Annotated in this window: 14 protein-coding genes; 8 read left to right on the forward strand and 6 right to left on the reverse strand. The window is 39.0% G+C overall.

Annotated features, from left to right (window positions below):
- Positions 1-104: 104 nt before the first annotated feature.
- Positions 105-2186, forward strand: a complete 2082-nt coding sequence (locus tag ND6B_RS11685; RefSeq protein WP_033103206.1) for a TonB-dependent hemoglobin/transferrin/lactoferrin family receptor — start codon at positions 105-107, stop codon at positions 2184-2186.
- Positions 2187-2479: 293 nt separating this feature from the next.
- Here ND6B_RS11685 and ND6B_RS11680 read toward each other — a convergent pair whose 3' ends face one another.
- Both ND6B_RS11680 and ND6B_RS11675 read right to left on the reverse strand, forming a co-directional pair.
- Positions 2480-3088, reverse strand: a complete 609-nt coding sequence (locus ND6B_RS11680) for a hypothetical protein (protein ID WP_033103207.1) — start codon at positions 3086-3088, stop codon at positions 2480-2482.
- 260 nt (positions 3089-3348) lie between these two features.
- On the reverse strand, positions 3349-5424 hold the full coding sequence (locus ND6B_RS11675; protein ID WP_033103208.1) for a TonB-dependent siderophore receptor: 2076 nt from the start codon (positions 5422-5424) through the stop codon (positions 3349-3351).
- Positions 5425-5586: 162 nt separating this feature from the next.
- Here ND6B_RS11675 and ND6B_RS11670 point away from each other — a divergent pair, with 162 nt between their 5' ends.
- From ND6B_RS11670 to ND6B_RS11645, 6 genes are all read left to right on the forward strand, one after another.
- Positions 5587-6207 carry a fused MFS/spermidine synthase gene (locus tag ND6B_RS11670; RefSeq protein ID WP_024602440.1) on the forward strand — a complete coding sequence of 207 codons (621 nt, stop codon included), beginning with the start codon at positions 5587-5589 and terminating at the stop codon, positions 6205-6207.
- Positions 6200-7096, forward strand: a complete 897-nt coding sequence (locus ND6B_RS11665) for a spermidine synthase (protein WP_033103209.1) — start codon at positions 6200-6202, stop codon at positions 7094-7096. The genes ND6B_RS11670 and ND6B_RS11665 overlap by 8 nt, the downstream gene beginning before the upstream one ends.
- A 71-nt stretch (positions 7097-7167) precedes the next feature.
- Complete coding sequence (locus ND6B_RS11660; RefSeq protein ID WP_033103210.1) at positions 7168-7881, forward strand: type 1 glutamine amidotransferase; 714 nt, start codon at positions 7168-7170, stop codon at positions 7879-7881.
- 90 nt (positions 7882-7971) lie between these two features.
- The gene (locus ND6B_RS11655; RefSeq protein ID WP_008110790.1) at positions 7972-8448 is read left to right on the forward strand and encodes a MarR family winged helix-turn-helix transcriptional regulator; all 477 of its coding nucleotides are present in this window, start codon (positions 7972-7974) and stop codon (positions 8446-8448) included.
- Positions 8449-8450: 2 nt separating this feature from the next.
- Positions 8451-9515, forward strand: a complete 1065-nt coding sequence (locus ND6B_RS11650; protein WP_033103211.1) for an HlyD family secretion protein — start codon at positions 8451-8453, stop codon at positions 9513-9515.
- An 11-nt stretch (positions 9516-9526) separates the two neighbouring features.
- The gene (locus tag ND6B_RS11645; RefSeq protein ID WP_033103212.1) at positions 9527-10576 is read left to right on the forward strand and encodes a DUF2955 domain-containing protein; all 1050 of its coding nucleotides are present in this window, start codon (positions 9527-9529) and stop codon (positions 10574-10576) included.
- A gap of 58 nt (positions 10577-10634) precedes the next feature.
- Here ND6B_RS11645 and arfB read toward each other — a convergent pair whose 3' ends face one another.
- Complete coding sequence (gene arfB, locus ND6B_RS11640) at positions 10635-11048, reverse strand: alternative ribosome rescue aminoacyl-tRNA hydrolase ArfB (protein WP_033103213.1); 414 nt, start codon at positions 11046-11048, stop codon at positions 10635-10637.
- 199 nt (positions 11049-11247) lie between these two features.
- Here arfB and ND6B_RS11635 point away from each other — a divergent pair, with 199 nt between their 5' ends.
- Complete coding sequence (locus ND6B_RS11635) at positions 11248-11541, forward strand: hypothetical protein (protein ID WP_235420465.1); 294 nt, start codon at positions 11248-11250, stop codon at positions 11539-11541.
- Here ND6B_RS11635 and ND6B_RS11630 read toward each other — a convergent pair.
- From ND6B_RS11630 to ND6B_RS11620, 3 genes are all read right to left on the reverse strand, one after another.
- Positions 11528-14608 carry an SdrD B-like domain-containing protein gene (locus ND6B_RS11630; protein WP_235420466.1) on the reverse strand — a complete coding sequence of 1027 codons (3081 nt, stop codon included), beginning with the start codon at positions 14606-14608 and terminating at the stop codon, positions 11528-11530. The genes ND6B_RS11635 and ND6B_RS11630 overlap by 14 nt on opposite strands.
- 141 nt (positions 14609-14749) lie before the next feature.
- A complete protein-coding gene (locus tag ND6B_RS11625; RefSeq protein WP_232311369.1) occupies positions 14750-15517 on the reverse strand; it encodes a hypothetical protein in 768 nt (255 codons plus the stop codon).
- A gap of 127 nt (positions 15518-15644) precedes the next feature.
- Positions 15645-16154 (reverse strand): hypothetical protein, encoded by a 510-nt coding sequence (locus ND6B_RS11620; protein WP_028834648.1) that lies wholly within the window; start codon positions 16152-16154, stop codon positions 15645-15647.
- Between the last annotated feature and the right edge of the window lie 280 nt (positions 16155-16434).

Here is a 16434-nt window from a genome sequence, read left to right on the forward strand (position 1 = left end):
CCACTTTAATCTAAATGAAAATGATTATCATAATCAATTGATCTTATTTTGGGTTAGTTGTACCATTTAAGAGTAAATAATAACTATTATCATTTGGAGTGGAGATGAATCCCTTTTCTTTTAAATTTACAGCATTAGCCTCTTTGTTAATTAGCTCTGGTAGCGCACTGGCCGAAAATGTTATTGACGATCATATTGTGGTTAGTGGCTCTCGTTTTGAACAAAAGCTTGAAGATGTGACTGGCTCAGTAACGGTTATTACCGAACAAGATATTGAGCGTCAACTCGCTGTAGATTTACAAACTATGTTTAAATACGATCCAAGTATCTCAAGTACTGGCAGTGGCGCAGGCGCGCAAACATTAACTGTACGAGGTGTTGGTGGCAACAGAGTTGTTTTTATTAAAGATGGAAGACGCACAAACGATGGCTACGCTGGCGGCGGCGGTTATTTAGTGGGTCGAAACTACTTTGATGTTGCGGGTGTTAAACAAGTTGAAGTTGCAAAAGGGGCGGCATCATCGCTATATGGTTCTGATGCACTAGGGGGAATTGTAGTAATAACAACTAAAGACCCGAGTGATTATTTAGTGGATCAACAAAGCTTGATAAAAGTAGCGTTAGGCTACCAAGGCCAAAGCAATCAGGTTGCTGCTGATATTACAGCCGCAAAAGATTTAGGTGACTTTGCTATTAGCGCTGTTTATAGCCATCGCGATAGTGAAGAAGTACAAAACTACGTTGAAGATTTACCAGGTTACGATGCCCGCTCGGACGCTTTGCTGCTTAAAGTTGAGCAAAAACTTGATGAAAAACGCACCCTTAAGTATACCTTAGATTACTTTAATCAAACAACAGAACAAGTAATCACTCCATCCATTCAAGAAACCGAAGACGAAGACACAAATATCTCATTTGCACTCGATTATGATTCAGATATGGCAACAGCTATATTTGATAAATGGTATGGGCAACTATCTTATAGTCGATACGAGCAACAAAGTGACCAAATAAGCGCAGCTAGAAATTACATTGATTATAATGACTACGGGTTTGAGCAAGATATTTTAGGCTTAAAAGCGGTATTTAGTAAGGAAGTTAAAGGAGAAAATACCGAGCATGAATTTGTTTATGGAATCGATATTGATTTATATGATACTACACGACCACGCTTAAAAACCCGTGTATTAAATGATGGTACTGTTGATTTTACGAATGAAAAACAAAAAGCATTTCCTGGCGCCGATACTTCTTTAGTTGGTGTATATATGCAAGACAGTATTAAATTTAATGAGACTGATTGGTCGTTAGTTGCGGGTATTCGTTACGATTATTATGCACTTGAAGCAAAAAAAGATGCGCTATACGCTGACATCGAGCTTGATGATATTACCGAGTCTGCGTTTTCACCAAAGCTGGGTGTGATTTATCAGGTAGACGATAATTTATCTTGGTATGGGCAATATGTTCGAGGCTTTAAAATACCGCCACATGACCAAGCTTATCAAAGCCATGGTGTTGAGCCATTTTATCAAATATTACCAAACGCAGATTTAGACCCTGAAAGCAGTGACTCATTCGAGATCGGATTAAGATACGCAAGTAGCGATATTAGTGTAAATCTAAGTACTTTTTATGCTGCCTATGATGACTTTATCGAAACAACAATCGCGGGTGTTGAACCAACTTATATTCCTAATGTAAATAAAACATTTTACCAATATCAAAATATTAGCGAAACCCAGATCAGCGGTGTAGAAGCTGGTATTGCTATGTATGTTACCGACGATATTTTATTAGAAGCCAATGTTGCTTACGTAGATGGTGAAAACAAAGACTCTGACCAGCCACTCACTAGTATTAGCCCGTTAAATGGTTCTATATTAGTAAGCACTGAGTTTGGCAATGTTAATTGGACCGCTGCTTGGCGTTTAGCTAAGGCGCAGTCTGATGTAGTACTTGATACTAATGGTAATAAAACAACACAAGGTAACGGTTATGGTGTTGTTGATTTATATGCAAATTATCAGTGGCAAGCATGGCAAATGAATGTAGGTTTACTTAACCTACTCGATAAAGAGTACGTACCGTTTGAACTTATTGCTGGTCAATCCAAAGGTACTGATTTTAGCCAATATAGCCAACCAGGACGTAATGTTTCGGCTCGGATAAGCTATCAGTTTTAATTAATATTAAAAGTTGTATATATACCAATCGGCATAAATATCTGAATAATTTAACGGATTGAATTTTTTTATGTCTAAGCTGATTGGTATATAAAGCACTAGAAAACACTGCGTATTGCACCATAGTGTAAAGGGGGTTTACGTCTCTATAATTTTTGTACTGCTCATATATTTCAATAGCACTATGCATACATTTTCAAAAGAGTGCGTTTAAATCAATATTGGTTTACTAAAGGCACTTATGGCATGCGTATTCAACACCAGAAACTTAAGCTAATTATAAAAAGGAGGTATCAGCTCGAACAGGTTACATCACTCATATCAAAAGTATGCGTTAAACCATCAGAATTTTTATCAATTACTATCAGATTATTCTTTTCAATGTAAAACGTGTATTCGCGCATCCAATTGAGTTTAGCAATTCGCTTTAGCTCATAACGGCCAAATGCTAGCGGGCAATTTAAATACGCATAATGATAGGCTTTCCCCATTGCCCCAGGGTCTGCGGTATAAATATAAATAGTACGATCAGTAAACGTGCTTTGTTTGTGAATATAATCAGGCGTTGATAATGAAGAACCATTGACTAAAATCCCTAAACACAAAAAAGGAATTTGTATTACACCGACTAATGTAAGAATGATATAGAACAACCACTGGGCTATTTTATTTTTAATTATGCTTTTAATTTTTTTAGGTTTGGTGAAAAGCAGTATTAAACCCGTAATTACCAACACTAATTTTATATAAAGTAGATTATGGCTTAATGTATCCATAAGCCGTGGTGAGTGCCAATTTAAACCCCATAGCGTTCCCCCGTGCATGCTTTCTAGGAATGGTAACAATAAACATACTGAAATAAGAAAAATAATTAACGAGCTATTATTGCTGCTTGTATCCATTTATTCTTGTCCTTTAAATCTAACCGGAGTCGCTGTATTTTAGTGTGATATTTATAACATGTTTTAAAATACAGCGTACCTAAAATGTCATAATGCAGACAGCTATTTTATAAGATGAAAGTGATTGTAAAGGGGGTTAACAGAGGCTATGTATTATACAAAAAAATAAAAAAAGCGCCTTAACCACTACATTAAGACGCTTTGGATGAAAAACTATAAATAACTAGACGTTAAAATAGCTAATCGGGACTATGAAATTGTTAGAATTGATAGGCCAGTGACATCTTAAATTGAGTAGGCGCACCTGGGTAAACCCATAATGCGTTGTAGCTACTTTGAGCATATTCTTCATCAAAAATATTGTTAACACTGATATTTAACTTGGTGTGCTCGGTTAAGTTTACCTGCCCAAAAATACCAACTAGTTGATAGCTCGGTAAGTTAAATTTTAAATCGGCGGCATCGCCTAATCGTTCACTGGTGTACTGATAACTGGCACCTAGTTCTAGCTCTTTGCCAAGAACGACCGTTTGATGGCTAAGCGTTAGGTTTAAGTTATTTTTAGGCACATTGACTAATGGGCTGCCTTTTTTGATTGGCACGCCCCAATCAGCATTTATTATGTCGTTTGCCGTACTGGCATCTATATAAGCGTAAGATAAATTAAACTTTGTATCATCAGTAATGTAAGTACTTAAATCGAGTTCAACACCTTTACTGTTTGCTTTACCAATAGGCGCTGAAAAGCCAACGTTTACAGGGTCGGCTACTAACATATTACTTTTAGTGGCATCAAATAATGCCAGGGTACCCGCTATGCCTTGGTAGCTAAATTTAGCGCCTACTTCAATTGAGTCACTGTATTCAAAGCCAAATGGGTCGCCACTTGCATCTGTGCCACTTAATGGTAAAAAGCCTTCAGAGTAACTGCTGTATAAGGTTACAGCGTTGTTTAGCTCGTATACTAAGCCTATTCGTGGACTTACCTGGCTTTGTGAACTGCTTGAAAGCACAGCACTTTTGGTTTCTAAAATGTCTTGATCTACGCTATCGAACCTAAGGCCAACTAATAGCTTAAATTTATCAGTCAGATCCATTTGATCTTGAACGTATATACCATAAGCATCTTGTTGTTCGTTGTTTTCGTAGAGTAAACCTACTTCAGGACGCGCAACGTTATAATTAGGTTGATAAATATCAATTGTGTAGGTGCCGTTACCGCCGCGATAACGATAAAGTCCAGTGCGTAAGTCGTATTTGTATGCATCGGCTCCCATTAATAAATGATGGGTAATGCCTGCGGTATCAAAATGCCCGCTTAGCTCAAATTTAAGGCTGGTATCATCAACTTCATAATCGCGGTAGCGCTGTTGGCGGGTAAGTGTGCGGCCATCATCGAATAATGATTGGCGCGAGGGTGCAAGTTCAGCATCAGACGAAAACCCAGTTAGTGTAGAGCTGCGGTAGTTTGCGCCTACAACGAGTGACCATTCATTGTTTATATCATGATTTAAAGTCACTTGGTGACCACGAGAATATACTTGCGTGTCACCATCGTTTGGATTACCTAAATAGCGCGAGTTAGGGACAGTATTAAAATTATCATTAAGTACAACAACCCCACGGTCAAATAGCTGGGCTAAATCAACGTATTCAAATTCATAAGTGATGCTGGTTGAAGCGTTTATTTGATGATAAATCGATGGTGTAACCACCTTTTTATGGGTGTACACGTCATCGCGGTAGCTGTCGCTATCTTGCCATGCGCCATTTATTCTAAATGCAGTGTTATCGTTAATGCCGTTTGTATAGTCACCTTCAACGCGATTAAAATTATCACTACCTAAGCTGAGCTTTAGCTCACCCTGTTGCTCAAACTGAGGTTTTTTGGTCACGATATTAACTGTACCGCCGGGCTCTGAGCGGCCATAAAGTGCGGAGCCTGGGCCTTTTAATACTTCAATGTACTCAATGTTTGATACATCACGAGGGCCGCTGAATCCGCGCCCACCGCTAAAACCATTAATTAAGTAACCCGATGGCATGTTTTCGTTACCCGATAATCCACGAATCGAAAAGCTATCCCATAATGCGCCACTGTTATTTTTACGTGAAATACTGGCAGAAAAATCCAGCGCATCTTGTAATTGAGTTATTCCTTTTTGATCAAGTATCGCGTTATCGAGGGTTTCGATTGATTGTGGCATTTGCTTTTGAGGAATATCGCCTCGGTAAGCTTGTTTATATGTAACCGCAATTTTCTCTATTGGTTGACTTTGGGCAAGGCTTTGTGCGCTTGCACTTAAGCAGGCTAAGTAAATTAATGAGTACTTCATAAAATGCTTTTTAGTAACGTTATATTATAACCAAAACTATAGCATGTGTTACTTTATAACAAAATGTTTTTTTGCGCTCTATGTGTGCGTCTAATTTTTACACTAGCGACTATGCAGCTATCACGTTAAGATGGATAAAAATAACACAATAAGAACAATATAATGTTAACAAAAACAAATGCATTAATTTACTTTTTAGCGTTTAGTAGTGGCTTTAGTATTATGGGAATAGAGCTATTAGGTGGGCGAATTTTAGCGCCTTACTTTGGCAGTAGTGTGCATATCTGGGGCAGTATTATTACGGTATTTATGCTTAGCTTATCATTTGGGTATTTACTGGGGGGTAAGCTGTCTATTCGTCATCCTTCGTTGACCAAATATGGGTTAATCTTTTTAGTTGCCAGTATTATGGTACTACCCATTGCTTTGTTTGCTGAGCCAATTATGGCATTTATTTTTTCGCATATTGAAGACAGTCGCTATGGCTCGTTACTCGCCTCAACCGCGTTATTTTTTATACCCACCATTATTTTAGGCATGATCTCGCCCTACTCCGTACGTTTACTGGTCACAAATAGTGAGCGCAGCGGCCAAGTAGCAGGTGGCCTTTATTTTGTAAGTACCTTAGGCAGCGCACTGGGCACCATTATTACCTCTTTTTATATGGTACTGGCGTTTGATGTTAACGCGATTATTTTAGGTTTTGCTGGTGTATTGGGCACGCTTGGGCTAATTGCTATTACCTTTGACAAACTTAAAGTACGAGAGGCCGTTTATGCTTAAGTTTAAATCCCTGTTTGTTTGTATTACGGCGCTACTGCTTTCATCATACAGTGCAGCTAATGTTGTGCATAAAGAGCGCTCCTTGTATCGAAATCTACTCGTTGAAGAAACTGGCGATTTACGCTGTTTAAAGTTTGATGAAAAAAACCGACAAAGCAGCCAAAGTTGCATGTACATTAGCGACCCTAAAAAACTCGTGTTTAACTACACTAAGCTGGCTTTTTCTAGTTTGTTACTGATTGATAACCCTAAAAATGTGCTCATTATTGGTTTAGGTGGCGGTACGCTTTCTAATATGATTCACGAGCTATACCCGAGTGCGCATATTGAAAATGTAGAAATAGATCCTGCGGTAATTAAAGTGGCGCGCGATTATTTTAACTTTATAGAAACCGATAACGTAACTGCTAAAGTGCAAGATGGGCGTATTTTTATTAAACGTGCGGCGCTTAAAAAACAGCAATTTGATTGGATTATTTTAGATGCGTTTAATGGCGATTACATTCCTGAGCACTTACTCACAAAAGAGTTTTTTGAAGAGATAAAAAGCGTATTAGCAGAAGGCGGAATTGTGGCTGCTAACACGTTTTCATCAAGTAAACTCTATGAGCATGAGTCGGCAACCTATCATGCGGTATTTGGCGATTTTATTAATGTAACAGCCAATAATAATAGTAATCGTATTATTTTAGCTGGTTATAGCAATATCCCTACAGAGCAACAAATAGCGCAGCGGGTGACGCAGCTAGCTCCGTTACTTGCCCCTTATGACGTAGATATAAAGGCAATTAGCCAGCGTATGTTTTTCACTAAAGATGGCCAAGATTGGCCAAGTGATACTAAGGTGCTAACCGATCAATACTCTCCAGCAAATTTACTTAACTTTTAGTAGCTGTTACATGGTCACTTATATCCGGTGACCATTACTTATTAAAAAGATAATATTTTAAGGAAGCGATAATGCACATTCACTTTATTATTCATGAACATTTTGAAGCGCCAGGCGCTTATGAAACCTGGGCTAAAATGAATGGTCATACGCTGTCTTATACCCGTATTTATTTAGCTGGAAACTTACCGCAACATGCTGATGATATAGACTTTTTAATCGTAATGGGTGGGCCACAATCGCCCGCTACATCGCTTGCAGAATGCGCTTATTTTGATAGCAAAAAAGAACAAGCCTTTATTGCCAGTGCGATCACGGCAAACAAAGTAGTGTTGGGCGTTTGTTTGGGGTCGCAATTAATTGGTGAAGCGTTAGGCGCGGCTTATCAACCTAGTCCAGAAAAGGAAATTGGTAAGTTTGCTATTACCCTCACTGATGCAGGTTTGAATCATCCGTTATTTAGCCATTTTGGCAGTGAGCTTAATGTGGGGCATTGGCATAACGATATGCCAGGGCTGACTACTACAGCCAGTATTATTGCCTATAGCGAAGGTTGTCCAAGGCAAATAGTCGCTTATAGCGATTTAGTATTTGGTTTTCAATGCCACATGGAATTGACCACCGAGGTGGTTACCCTCCTCATTGCCAACGATGATTTAAGCAATGCCCAAAACCATCGCTTTGTAGAAAATCCCGAAAAGCTCTTAAGTCACGACTATAGTGAAATGAACAATAAGCTTTATACTTTCTTAGATAAGCTTGCCGTACACTATTTATCTAAATAATACTTATTTACGTGAAGTTAAAATACCAAATATTTACTTAGCCTGCTAACTAATGCTAAAATTTGCTGATATTCACAAGTAAGAGTTCCTATGAGTAGCACTATTCCTTTTCATGAAACACTCGATTTAACCTTATGCGGCAATATGGGCCGAGTGCACCGCTTATGTCGAGAAGCGGTGACACTGGCGGTTGAACCCTTAGGTTTAACTCAGTCGCGCTGGACGGCAATGATTCACTTACATCATTTACCTTTAGGGGCAACACAGCAAGCATTGGCGACCAGTTTAGGTATTGAAATGCCCTCATTAACGCGCACCATTAAGCAATTAGAGCAGCAAAATCTGGTTATTCGACAAGTTGATGAACACGATAAACGCAGTAAAAAATTGTACTTTACCGATGAGGGTATAAAGTTATTAGAACACTTAAAAGAGCTAACAAGCGATATTAAACAGCGTTTATATGCCGGTTTAAGTACTGAGCAACTTGATGGTATGGCGCACAGTTTAGTGCAAATGGAAGAAAACGCGCGGCGTTGTATTGCAAGCTTATCTGGAGATAAATAAGTATGACACCTGATCAAAAATTTTCCCGCTACGTTAAAGTTTCGCTTGTTGGTTTTATTGTTGTCTTTTTTTATTATATTGTTGCCGATGTGTGGTTGCCGGTTACGCCACAAGCACGGGTTTATCATCCGGTTGTGCAAATATCACCGCAAATAAATGGCCGTGTTACCGATGTATTGGTCAGTAATAACCAAGCGGTTAAAGCGGGTGATGTATTATTTGAGATAGATAAAAATACTTACCAACTAGCACTTGAGCAAGCACAGCTTGCCCTTGACGATGCTAAACTGCAAAATAAACGCCTTGATACCAATGTAAAAGCGCTTGAGGCACAAATAAGTGCAGCTAACGCTAAATTGCATGAGCAGCAGCTATTAAAAAAGCGTGGCGAAACGCTTTATAAACAAAACTCTATTTCGGAACAAGAGCTTGAAAGCATTCGTGCAAATTTTGCAGCAAGCCAATCTAATTTAGCCGCCTTTGAAGCACAGTTGGCAGAAGCTGTTTTGGCGCGAGGCGACTCGGGGCAAAATAATTTAGCGCTGCGCCATGCGGCCAATCAGTTAGCGCAAGCCGAGCTTAACTTATCCTATACGCAAGTGCGTGCTTTAAGTGATGGTGTAGTGGCTAATTTACAGTTACTTGAGGGTTCCTATGCTGTTGCGGGTAAGCCATTACTTGCTATTGTGGCAAGAAAAGCAGATTTAGTGGCTGATTTTCGTGAAAAGTCACTATTAAATATGCAGCCAGGCAGTTTAGCAAAAGTAGTGTTTGACAGCCGACCAGGTGAAGTATTCGACGCTAAAATTGAAACCTTCGAAGCAGGTGTTAGTGACGGGCAACTTAGTGCGAATGGATTACTTAGCACCACCGAAACCAGCAACCGCTGGGTTCGTGACGCGCAGCGTCAACGTATTCATTTAGTGCTGCCAAATAACACTCAGCTTATAAATAATATGCCCAGTGGTGCGCGTGCCACTGTGCAGTTACTTCCACAATCGGCTATAGGTCAATGGTTGGGATCAGTACAGATCCGCTTTATTAGTTGGTTACATTACATTTATTAGTGGGGCGAGTAATGACACAACATGTTAGCCAAGCGCCACAACTCGATTCAAATGGTTTACGCCAAGCGCTACGGATTGCTGGCGGCTGCACTATTGGTTTTACTTTGTGCAAGTTAATGAATTGGCCCAATGGAATATTTTTTACAGTTTACCCTATGTTATTACTCGGTTTAGTGCCAAGTATTAACAAAGGCGTGATCCGTCAATTTGTTGCCAGTGCTGCCTACAGTGCGTTTATAGTGCTTATTTTACAGGGCTTATTTTCACACTTGCCGGTGTTAATGACGCTCATTATTTTTGCCAGCTTTTGTATATTGTTTTACTTAATGAGCTCTGGTGGCGCATTTTTATTTGGTGCTTTGGGGGCGGTGAGTTTATCGATTCAGTTGCACTTTGCCAGCCATGTTGATCAAGGAAGCAGCATTTACCCGCTTATTTTAAGTAATGGTGTGGCTATTTTTATTACTATTATTATTGCGCTCTTGATGCATGGCTTGTTTCCTGATGTGACAGCGCGACCCATGCGCGCTGTACCGCACAAGGATAAAGAAAGTATTCGTCACGAGGTGTTGTTATGCGCTAGCGTTGCGACTTTGTCGTTTGTGGTTTTTCAGGTACTTGATTTACAAGATTCAATTTCGGCGCAAGCGGCGTCTATTTTAATTTTGTTTTCGTTGTGTTTTAAGGCTGCGGGCACCGCAAGTTGGCAACGTATTATTGGTACACTGATAGGCTGTAATGCTGCTTTAGTTGCGCAATTGTTTTTGTATAACCATACTGACGTTTTGCTTTTTCCGGTGGCTATATTATGGATTTTGTCTTTTATATTCAGTCGTTTTCATATTTTAGGCGGTGGTCCACCGGGGGTTGGGTTTGGGGTATTGACCACGTTTGGCATTTTATTTGGTCAGTCGTTAGGCCCAGGGCAAGATTTAATATACAGCGCCATGTATCGATTTAGCTCGGTGGCTGTTGCAGTAACAGTAAGCTTAAGTGCAGTGTATGTAGTGCATCGAATCCTAAACCGATTTAGCGTCACCCGCCATCATACTTATGATTAAATTAAAGGCTGCATCCGCAGCCTTTTTATATACTTAACCACAGTACAGGTTACTTAAGTTATAGCTTAATATTACCGCGTAGGGCTTTGGTTTGGCCGTGTTTGGTTTTTTTGTCCATGCGTTTACGCTGTGAGTTACGGCTAGGTTTGGTGGCACGGCGTGCTTTATTAACTTTAGTCGCGCTTAAAATTAAATCTTTTAGCCGTTTTAATGCATCTTCCCTGTTGAGCTCTTGGGTGCGATGGCTTTGCGCTTTAATAACCAATACCCCTTCTTTGGTGATCCTTGAATCTTTTAAAGCAAGTAATCGTTCTTTATAAAAGTCAGGTAATTTAGAGCGATTAATATCAAAGCGTAAATGTATAGCACTGGCTACTTTATTAACATTTTGCCCGCCTGCGCCTTGCGAGCGAATAGCGCTGAGCTCTACTTCCCATTCATCAATGGTTACGCTGTTTGAAATAGTTAACATAGTGCCCCGCTCTTTTTGCAAAAAATGTATTATATCATCAGTACATTGACTTGTGGTGAATCAAGCGGTCATTGCTATTTACAGTCTAATATTTGTTAAATAAACACATAAAAACTAATTTATTCTACACTTACTATATTGCTTTTTAATTCGCTTTAATTATATGAAACAAATATCTATTTTAATGTTTTTGGTGTGTATGCTCGCTATTTCATATGCTGTTTATGCTAAATCATCACAAACATTTAGTGCTGGTGTAATTGCACAAGAACAAGTTTATCCAATCAAAGTATTAGCTTTGGGTGATTTTCAGCGTTGCTTTGTTGTTGCTGCGCAAAAAGAAGATGCTCTGTATTCTGCGTGTTATATCAAAAAGAGCGCGCAATCGATTTGGGTTGCTGAATCTGCGGGAGCGCGTTGTGAAATAAAATGTGAGTCGCATTTAAACAGTGATGGCAAAACACAGGCGCAGTACTTTACTACTGATTTATAGTAAAAATGCTGTGCCAAGGTTTCTTTATCGCGGTGGTGAGCCCTTTTATTTGTTTAATCACTTGCGTATCACAAGCTGTTTGCTTTGCATTATGAGGTCCTGACAGCATCAAATAGTGGGCTTTACCTTTTATTGCTCGTTCTGCTATGAACAGTGATGGGTTTTCCCTTAGCAGTTTTTTGTTAACGGATTTTTTAGAGGTATATGCACCATACTGGCAAAAATAAGTCTCAGTATTTTTGGTTTGCATATCGCTCCACTCCCCTATTTTTCGCCACTGTGGTGAGGCATATCGCCTTGCATCAACCATAAAGCTACCATGAAGCGCTGGTATTGAATAAACATCATTAATGGTTTGTTGTGCTTTAGCTGCATTGTTATATGGGCCTGCAACGAGGTAATAGCTATCACGACGTTCATGCTTATATAACTGCAAAGCATAGGCGGCTTTATCAATTTTATTCGCAACAGTAAGTGCCGATTGAAACTTTTTGAATACGCCTAATTGCACAAAATAAGGTGTTTGTTGGTTTGATTCAGCCGCTATTGTAGCTCGTTCAGTTAAGGTATCAGCGTTATTTGTGTATACAATAATATCTTGCAATATTATGGTATCGCCGCTTTTTTCAGTGATGACCTGCTCAGGAAGATTTTTTATAGTTATGTTTTCTGAGAGTTGCTCATTTTTTTCTATTTCAAGCATATAATTTCCTTGAGAAACATTGGGGAAATAATAATAACCATCATATTCAGTGACCGTTGAATAATGCTTTTCGCCGTCTTTTTCTTTAAGTACAACCGTGAGTCCTGCGATAGGTTTACTCTTTTCATTGCTCGATAGATAAATAGTCCCCTCAACCTCGTTGTAGACCACTAAAGGAATATTTACTTTAGTTTGTCCGCCTCTATGAGCCAATGTTTTAATTTTTCCTAAAGAGGGCTGCAAGTAAGGATTAGACAACGAGCGTAAATTAACATCTAAAACCTGGCCACCGTAACTGCTTGGTAGCAAGACCTTTCCGTCATTATTGGTGTATTTATCTCGCCATAGGTAGTTGCCAGTAAAATTAACGTCTTGAATTGGCTCATCGCCTTGGTCAAAGATTTCATTTTCATTCCAATCTATGAACGAACTAACTTCTATTTGCCCGGAATTTAATGAGCGAGGAGTGTCAAAGTTAAAGTTTGCTTCTAAATGATCAAAACTAAATGTGCCATTTAAACCTAAAGAAAAGCGCCAATCACCTTGATTATCGACTTGCCCTGATACTTGTATATTAAATATCTCATGGCGGTATGTATACTGATGACTTAAAAGCGTATTTGCTGCAGAGTTAGACTGATAAGTCAGCTGTGTTTGATTGAAGGTGCTTTGTGTTTGTGGCCAACGTAAACTACTTCTCAAACGAGTAAGTTCTGCGCCATTATTAGTCTGCCAATCTAAGGTGTTGGTCCATTTCCAAGAGGCAATATCCATTGAAGAATAAAGCCGGTTTATTAGGTTATTCGTATCGTCATCATAAAATAGTTGGCTTGACCATGTTCCTGCGACATAACTTTTATTGATACCTAATGAGAGTCGGTTTTTAGTGTTGGTATTTTCACGTACTTCATTGCTCCATCTCATATTCCAGTTAAGGGAGTTAAAGAAATCAGTCCGACCATTTAGGCTCAATAACAGCCTATTTTTGAGTGAGTTCTCTTGTGCTACAAATAAAGCGCTAGAAAAGTCATTAAGGGCACTGTATTCAACATTAACACTGATGTCGTTAAAAAGTGTATCAGAAAGTAGGCCTCTAAAACCGGCAAAATAAGCATAGCCAGCATCGAGTTGTTTTGTGGCTAAAAAACGGTAACTGCCGTGATCTGTAAGTGTGTTTAGCCCAGATGATAGGTAGCTGCTGTTATTTTGTTCAGTTTGCAAATGAGTAATTTGAGCGTCATAAGTAATAAACTCACTAATGCCATAAGAGAGATTACTTTTAAAGGCATTACTCATCGCCGTTGAGGAGTTACTGGATTGATTAAAAAAGCTTTTATCTGTTTCTAAAAACTCCACCTGATAGCTTATTTTTCCGTGCGATAGTGCGTCTTGCCCTATTGTATATTTTTGAGTGCGTGTAATTTGCTCACCCTGTGAGCCAAAAAGTTTAATTTCAAAGATATTGTTGCCGTAAAAAGTTTCAACATCGGTAAATCGAACCAAATTTTCGTCGTTAGCTTGAGTCGTGGCAATAAATTGGCCATTTCGATGCAGCTCTGCTTGCCAGCCCGGTAGTGCCGGTTCTTCAATGGTGATAGTTGAAAAATTTTGTGCCGAATGCGGGTTAGCATTTGAAATATAAAATCCCCGGCCTTGGTTTGAGCTAGTAATAAGCTGATCTGACTGAGATTGAATATCTCCCAATTGGTAGTGAATGCGTGCCAGTGAGTGATCTTGTTCACTTAAGTTAAAGTCTTTAGTTATTTTTAAAAAGGTATTAGTGGTGTTTTCGTTTTTGTTGAATCGTAGTTCAGCTCGATGATGAAATAAGTCAAAGTAGCTATTAAGCCTGAGTAGTCCCTTATAACGATTATTAGACGATTTATAGCTTGCTGATAGCGAATATTCAGACACGGGGTAGGTTAGCGCTTGGTATTGGTCGTCTATAAAGTGGTCGTATTGCAGTGCTTTGTACTTAATTTTTTTTGTAATACCACTCGTTACTTGGTTGTTATTATAAGTAAGCAAGTTACTAGAAAATGAAACCTGCATCAGTGAGTAATCAAAGCGCGAGTCGGTATTTAAAAGTGTATTTATAACAGATAAATCAACATAGTGGTCGTAGTCATCGATAGCCCACAATGAAACATTTTCTGAGGGGGCTAAAGTTGAGGAAAGCTCAGCATTCAGCACCTGCTCACTTGAGTCAACGTTAGCAGACAGTGTATTTTGTGACACGTTTAAGCTAATTCCCATGGTCGATTTCAGGGCGCTTATGGGAAGTAGCAACTTATTTGATTTTGAGTAGTAAGCTTCTAAGTCGGAGACAACAGAACGGCCATTAACTCTTACATTTATAATCACAAAAGACTCCTCATCAATAGGCCATTGATAAAGAGTCGGTAACTGCTTTGCGATGATTGCTTTGGGTACAATTAACAGTAATGTACAAAGTAACAAGCGAGCCGTTATACCATAGTATAAGGCATTAATGTGTAGCATTTGTTATTTGATATTAATAGGGATCGCTAACTCGATTTTACCGCCGTAAAGCTCGTTTTCTTTGTAATTGAGTGTCACAGGCCCTGTCACAGGGGCTTGTAAAGTGATGTATACCTTGCGACGTGATAAAGGGGTATAAACGGCCACATTGGCTATTTCACCAATCATTACATTATTCTCATCGACTAATTCAAAGTTTCCATACACAGAGCGATTCCCTGTGAGTGTTTGCCAAAATGTTAGAGTCGGACGCCCATTTTGAGTAATTAATTGCGGGTTTATTAATTCTGAGTCAGCCTCTAATTGGCCATGACGAACAATAACAGGCACACTGTAAGCAACTTTAGGTCTAATGCTTATTCCATCAATGTCGGGGTTTTGTGACTCAGAGGCTATGATTTTAAGCACCGCCCTGTATTCGCCTACAGCAAGCTCAGCTTTTTTGCGAACGGTCATTCTGATAGCTTGCATCCCTTTTGGGGCAATAGTGCCGCGACGTGGAGAAAACCGTAGCATGTTTTTGGCAGAGCGTCCTTCAACTTGTTGCGGAGTAACATCTATAAGTGCTCCTTCTTCGGTCATATCTTTATGGGTAACAACAAGTTTAAAATCGAGATTTTTATTAGAGGTATTTCTGATAAGTAGTGAATTATTTTTAGTACGTCCATCAAAGTATAAACGGTATTCAGACAGCGCAAGGTTGGCACTACAAATTTCAGGTAGTAAAAGAGTTAGGCAAAGGGCGGCCCAACAAAAAAGTTTAAGAATCATGGGACAACTCAACAACATGATAATAAAAAGTGGAGCGCGTTGCTCCACACATTTTATTTTTAATGCGCAATTGCGCAAAAAAATAAACTGAGGCTAACTTAGTAAGTTAGCCTCAGCTTTCATAGTCTTATTGGAAAGACACATCTACAGTGTAATCTACAGTGTAAGCAGCGCCCGCTGTCAGTGTAGAATCAACTGTCATATCACCATATACACTAACAGTAATATCGGTTGCACTTGCATCAGTAGTGAAAGCAGACGCAACATTGTCAGCAGTTGTTACACTGGTTGTGCCATCTGTAGCCGTTGTTACTGGAACAAAAGTTAAGTTAGTGCCTGTGCTTCCAGATACAGTAATATTCATTGCTGAATTTGGCGCTAAACCAGATACAGTAATTCCACCTAATTGAATGTTTGCATCTGACGCATCACAGTCACCCGATACAACGCCAGCATTATCCATCGTACAGGTTGAGCTTGTAGATAAGCGAATTTTACCAAAGTGCAGTGGGCTATCTTCTGCAAAAGTAGGCTCAGTCCAACCATTTACACTTGCTTGAAATGTTTGGTTAGATGCAAGTAAAGAAGTTGATGAAATTGCTAGCAAAGCGGAAGCAGCAAAGATTTTTTTATTCATAGTTTTTCCATTTTTAAAAATTATTATTTTTTTACTTCCGTGCAAATTAGTTTTGAGGGTTATCTCAGTCCATTGTTTCGGATTTAAACACAATTGTTATCAAAATGAAATCTTTTGTTAACATTAAGGCTTTTTAAAAGAGATAATTAGTATGAAGTTATTAATTTTGACCAGCAAAATGCAACAAGAAAAATAGCACCGATGTTAATTATTTTTTAACGCTAGAGGGAGTTATTTTAAGGCATAGTCAAAGCGACTTAATTGATGTTGAGCCTATATG

Source organism: Pseudoalteromonas sp. ND6B, from assembly GCF_000764215.1.
Lineage (GTDB): Bacteria > Pseudomonadota > Gammaproteobacteria > Enterobacterales > Alteromonadaceae > Pseudoalteromonas > Pseudoalteromonas tetraodonis.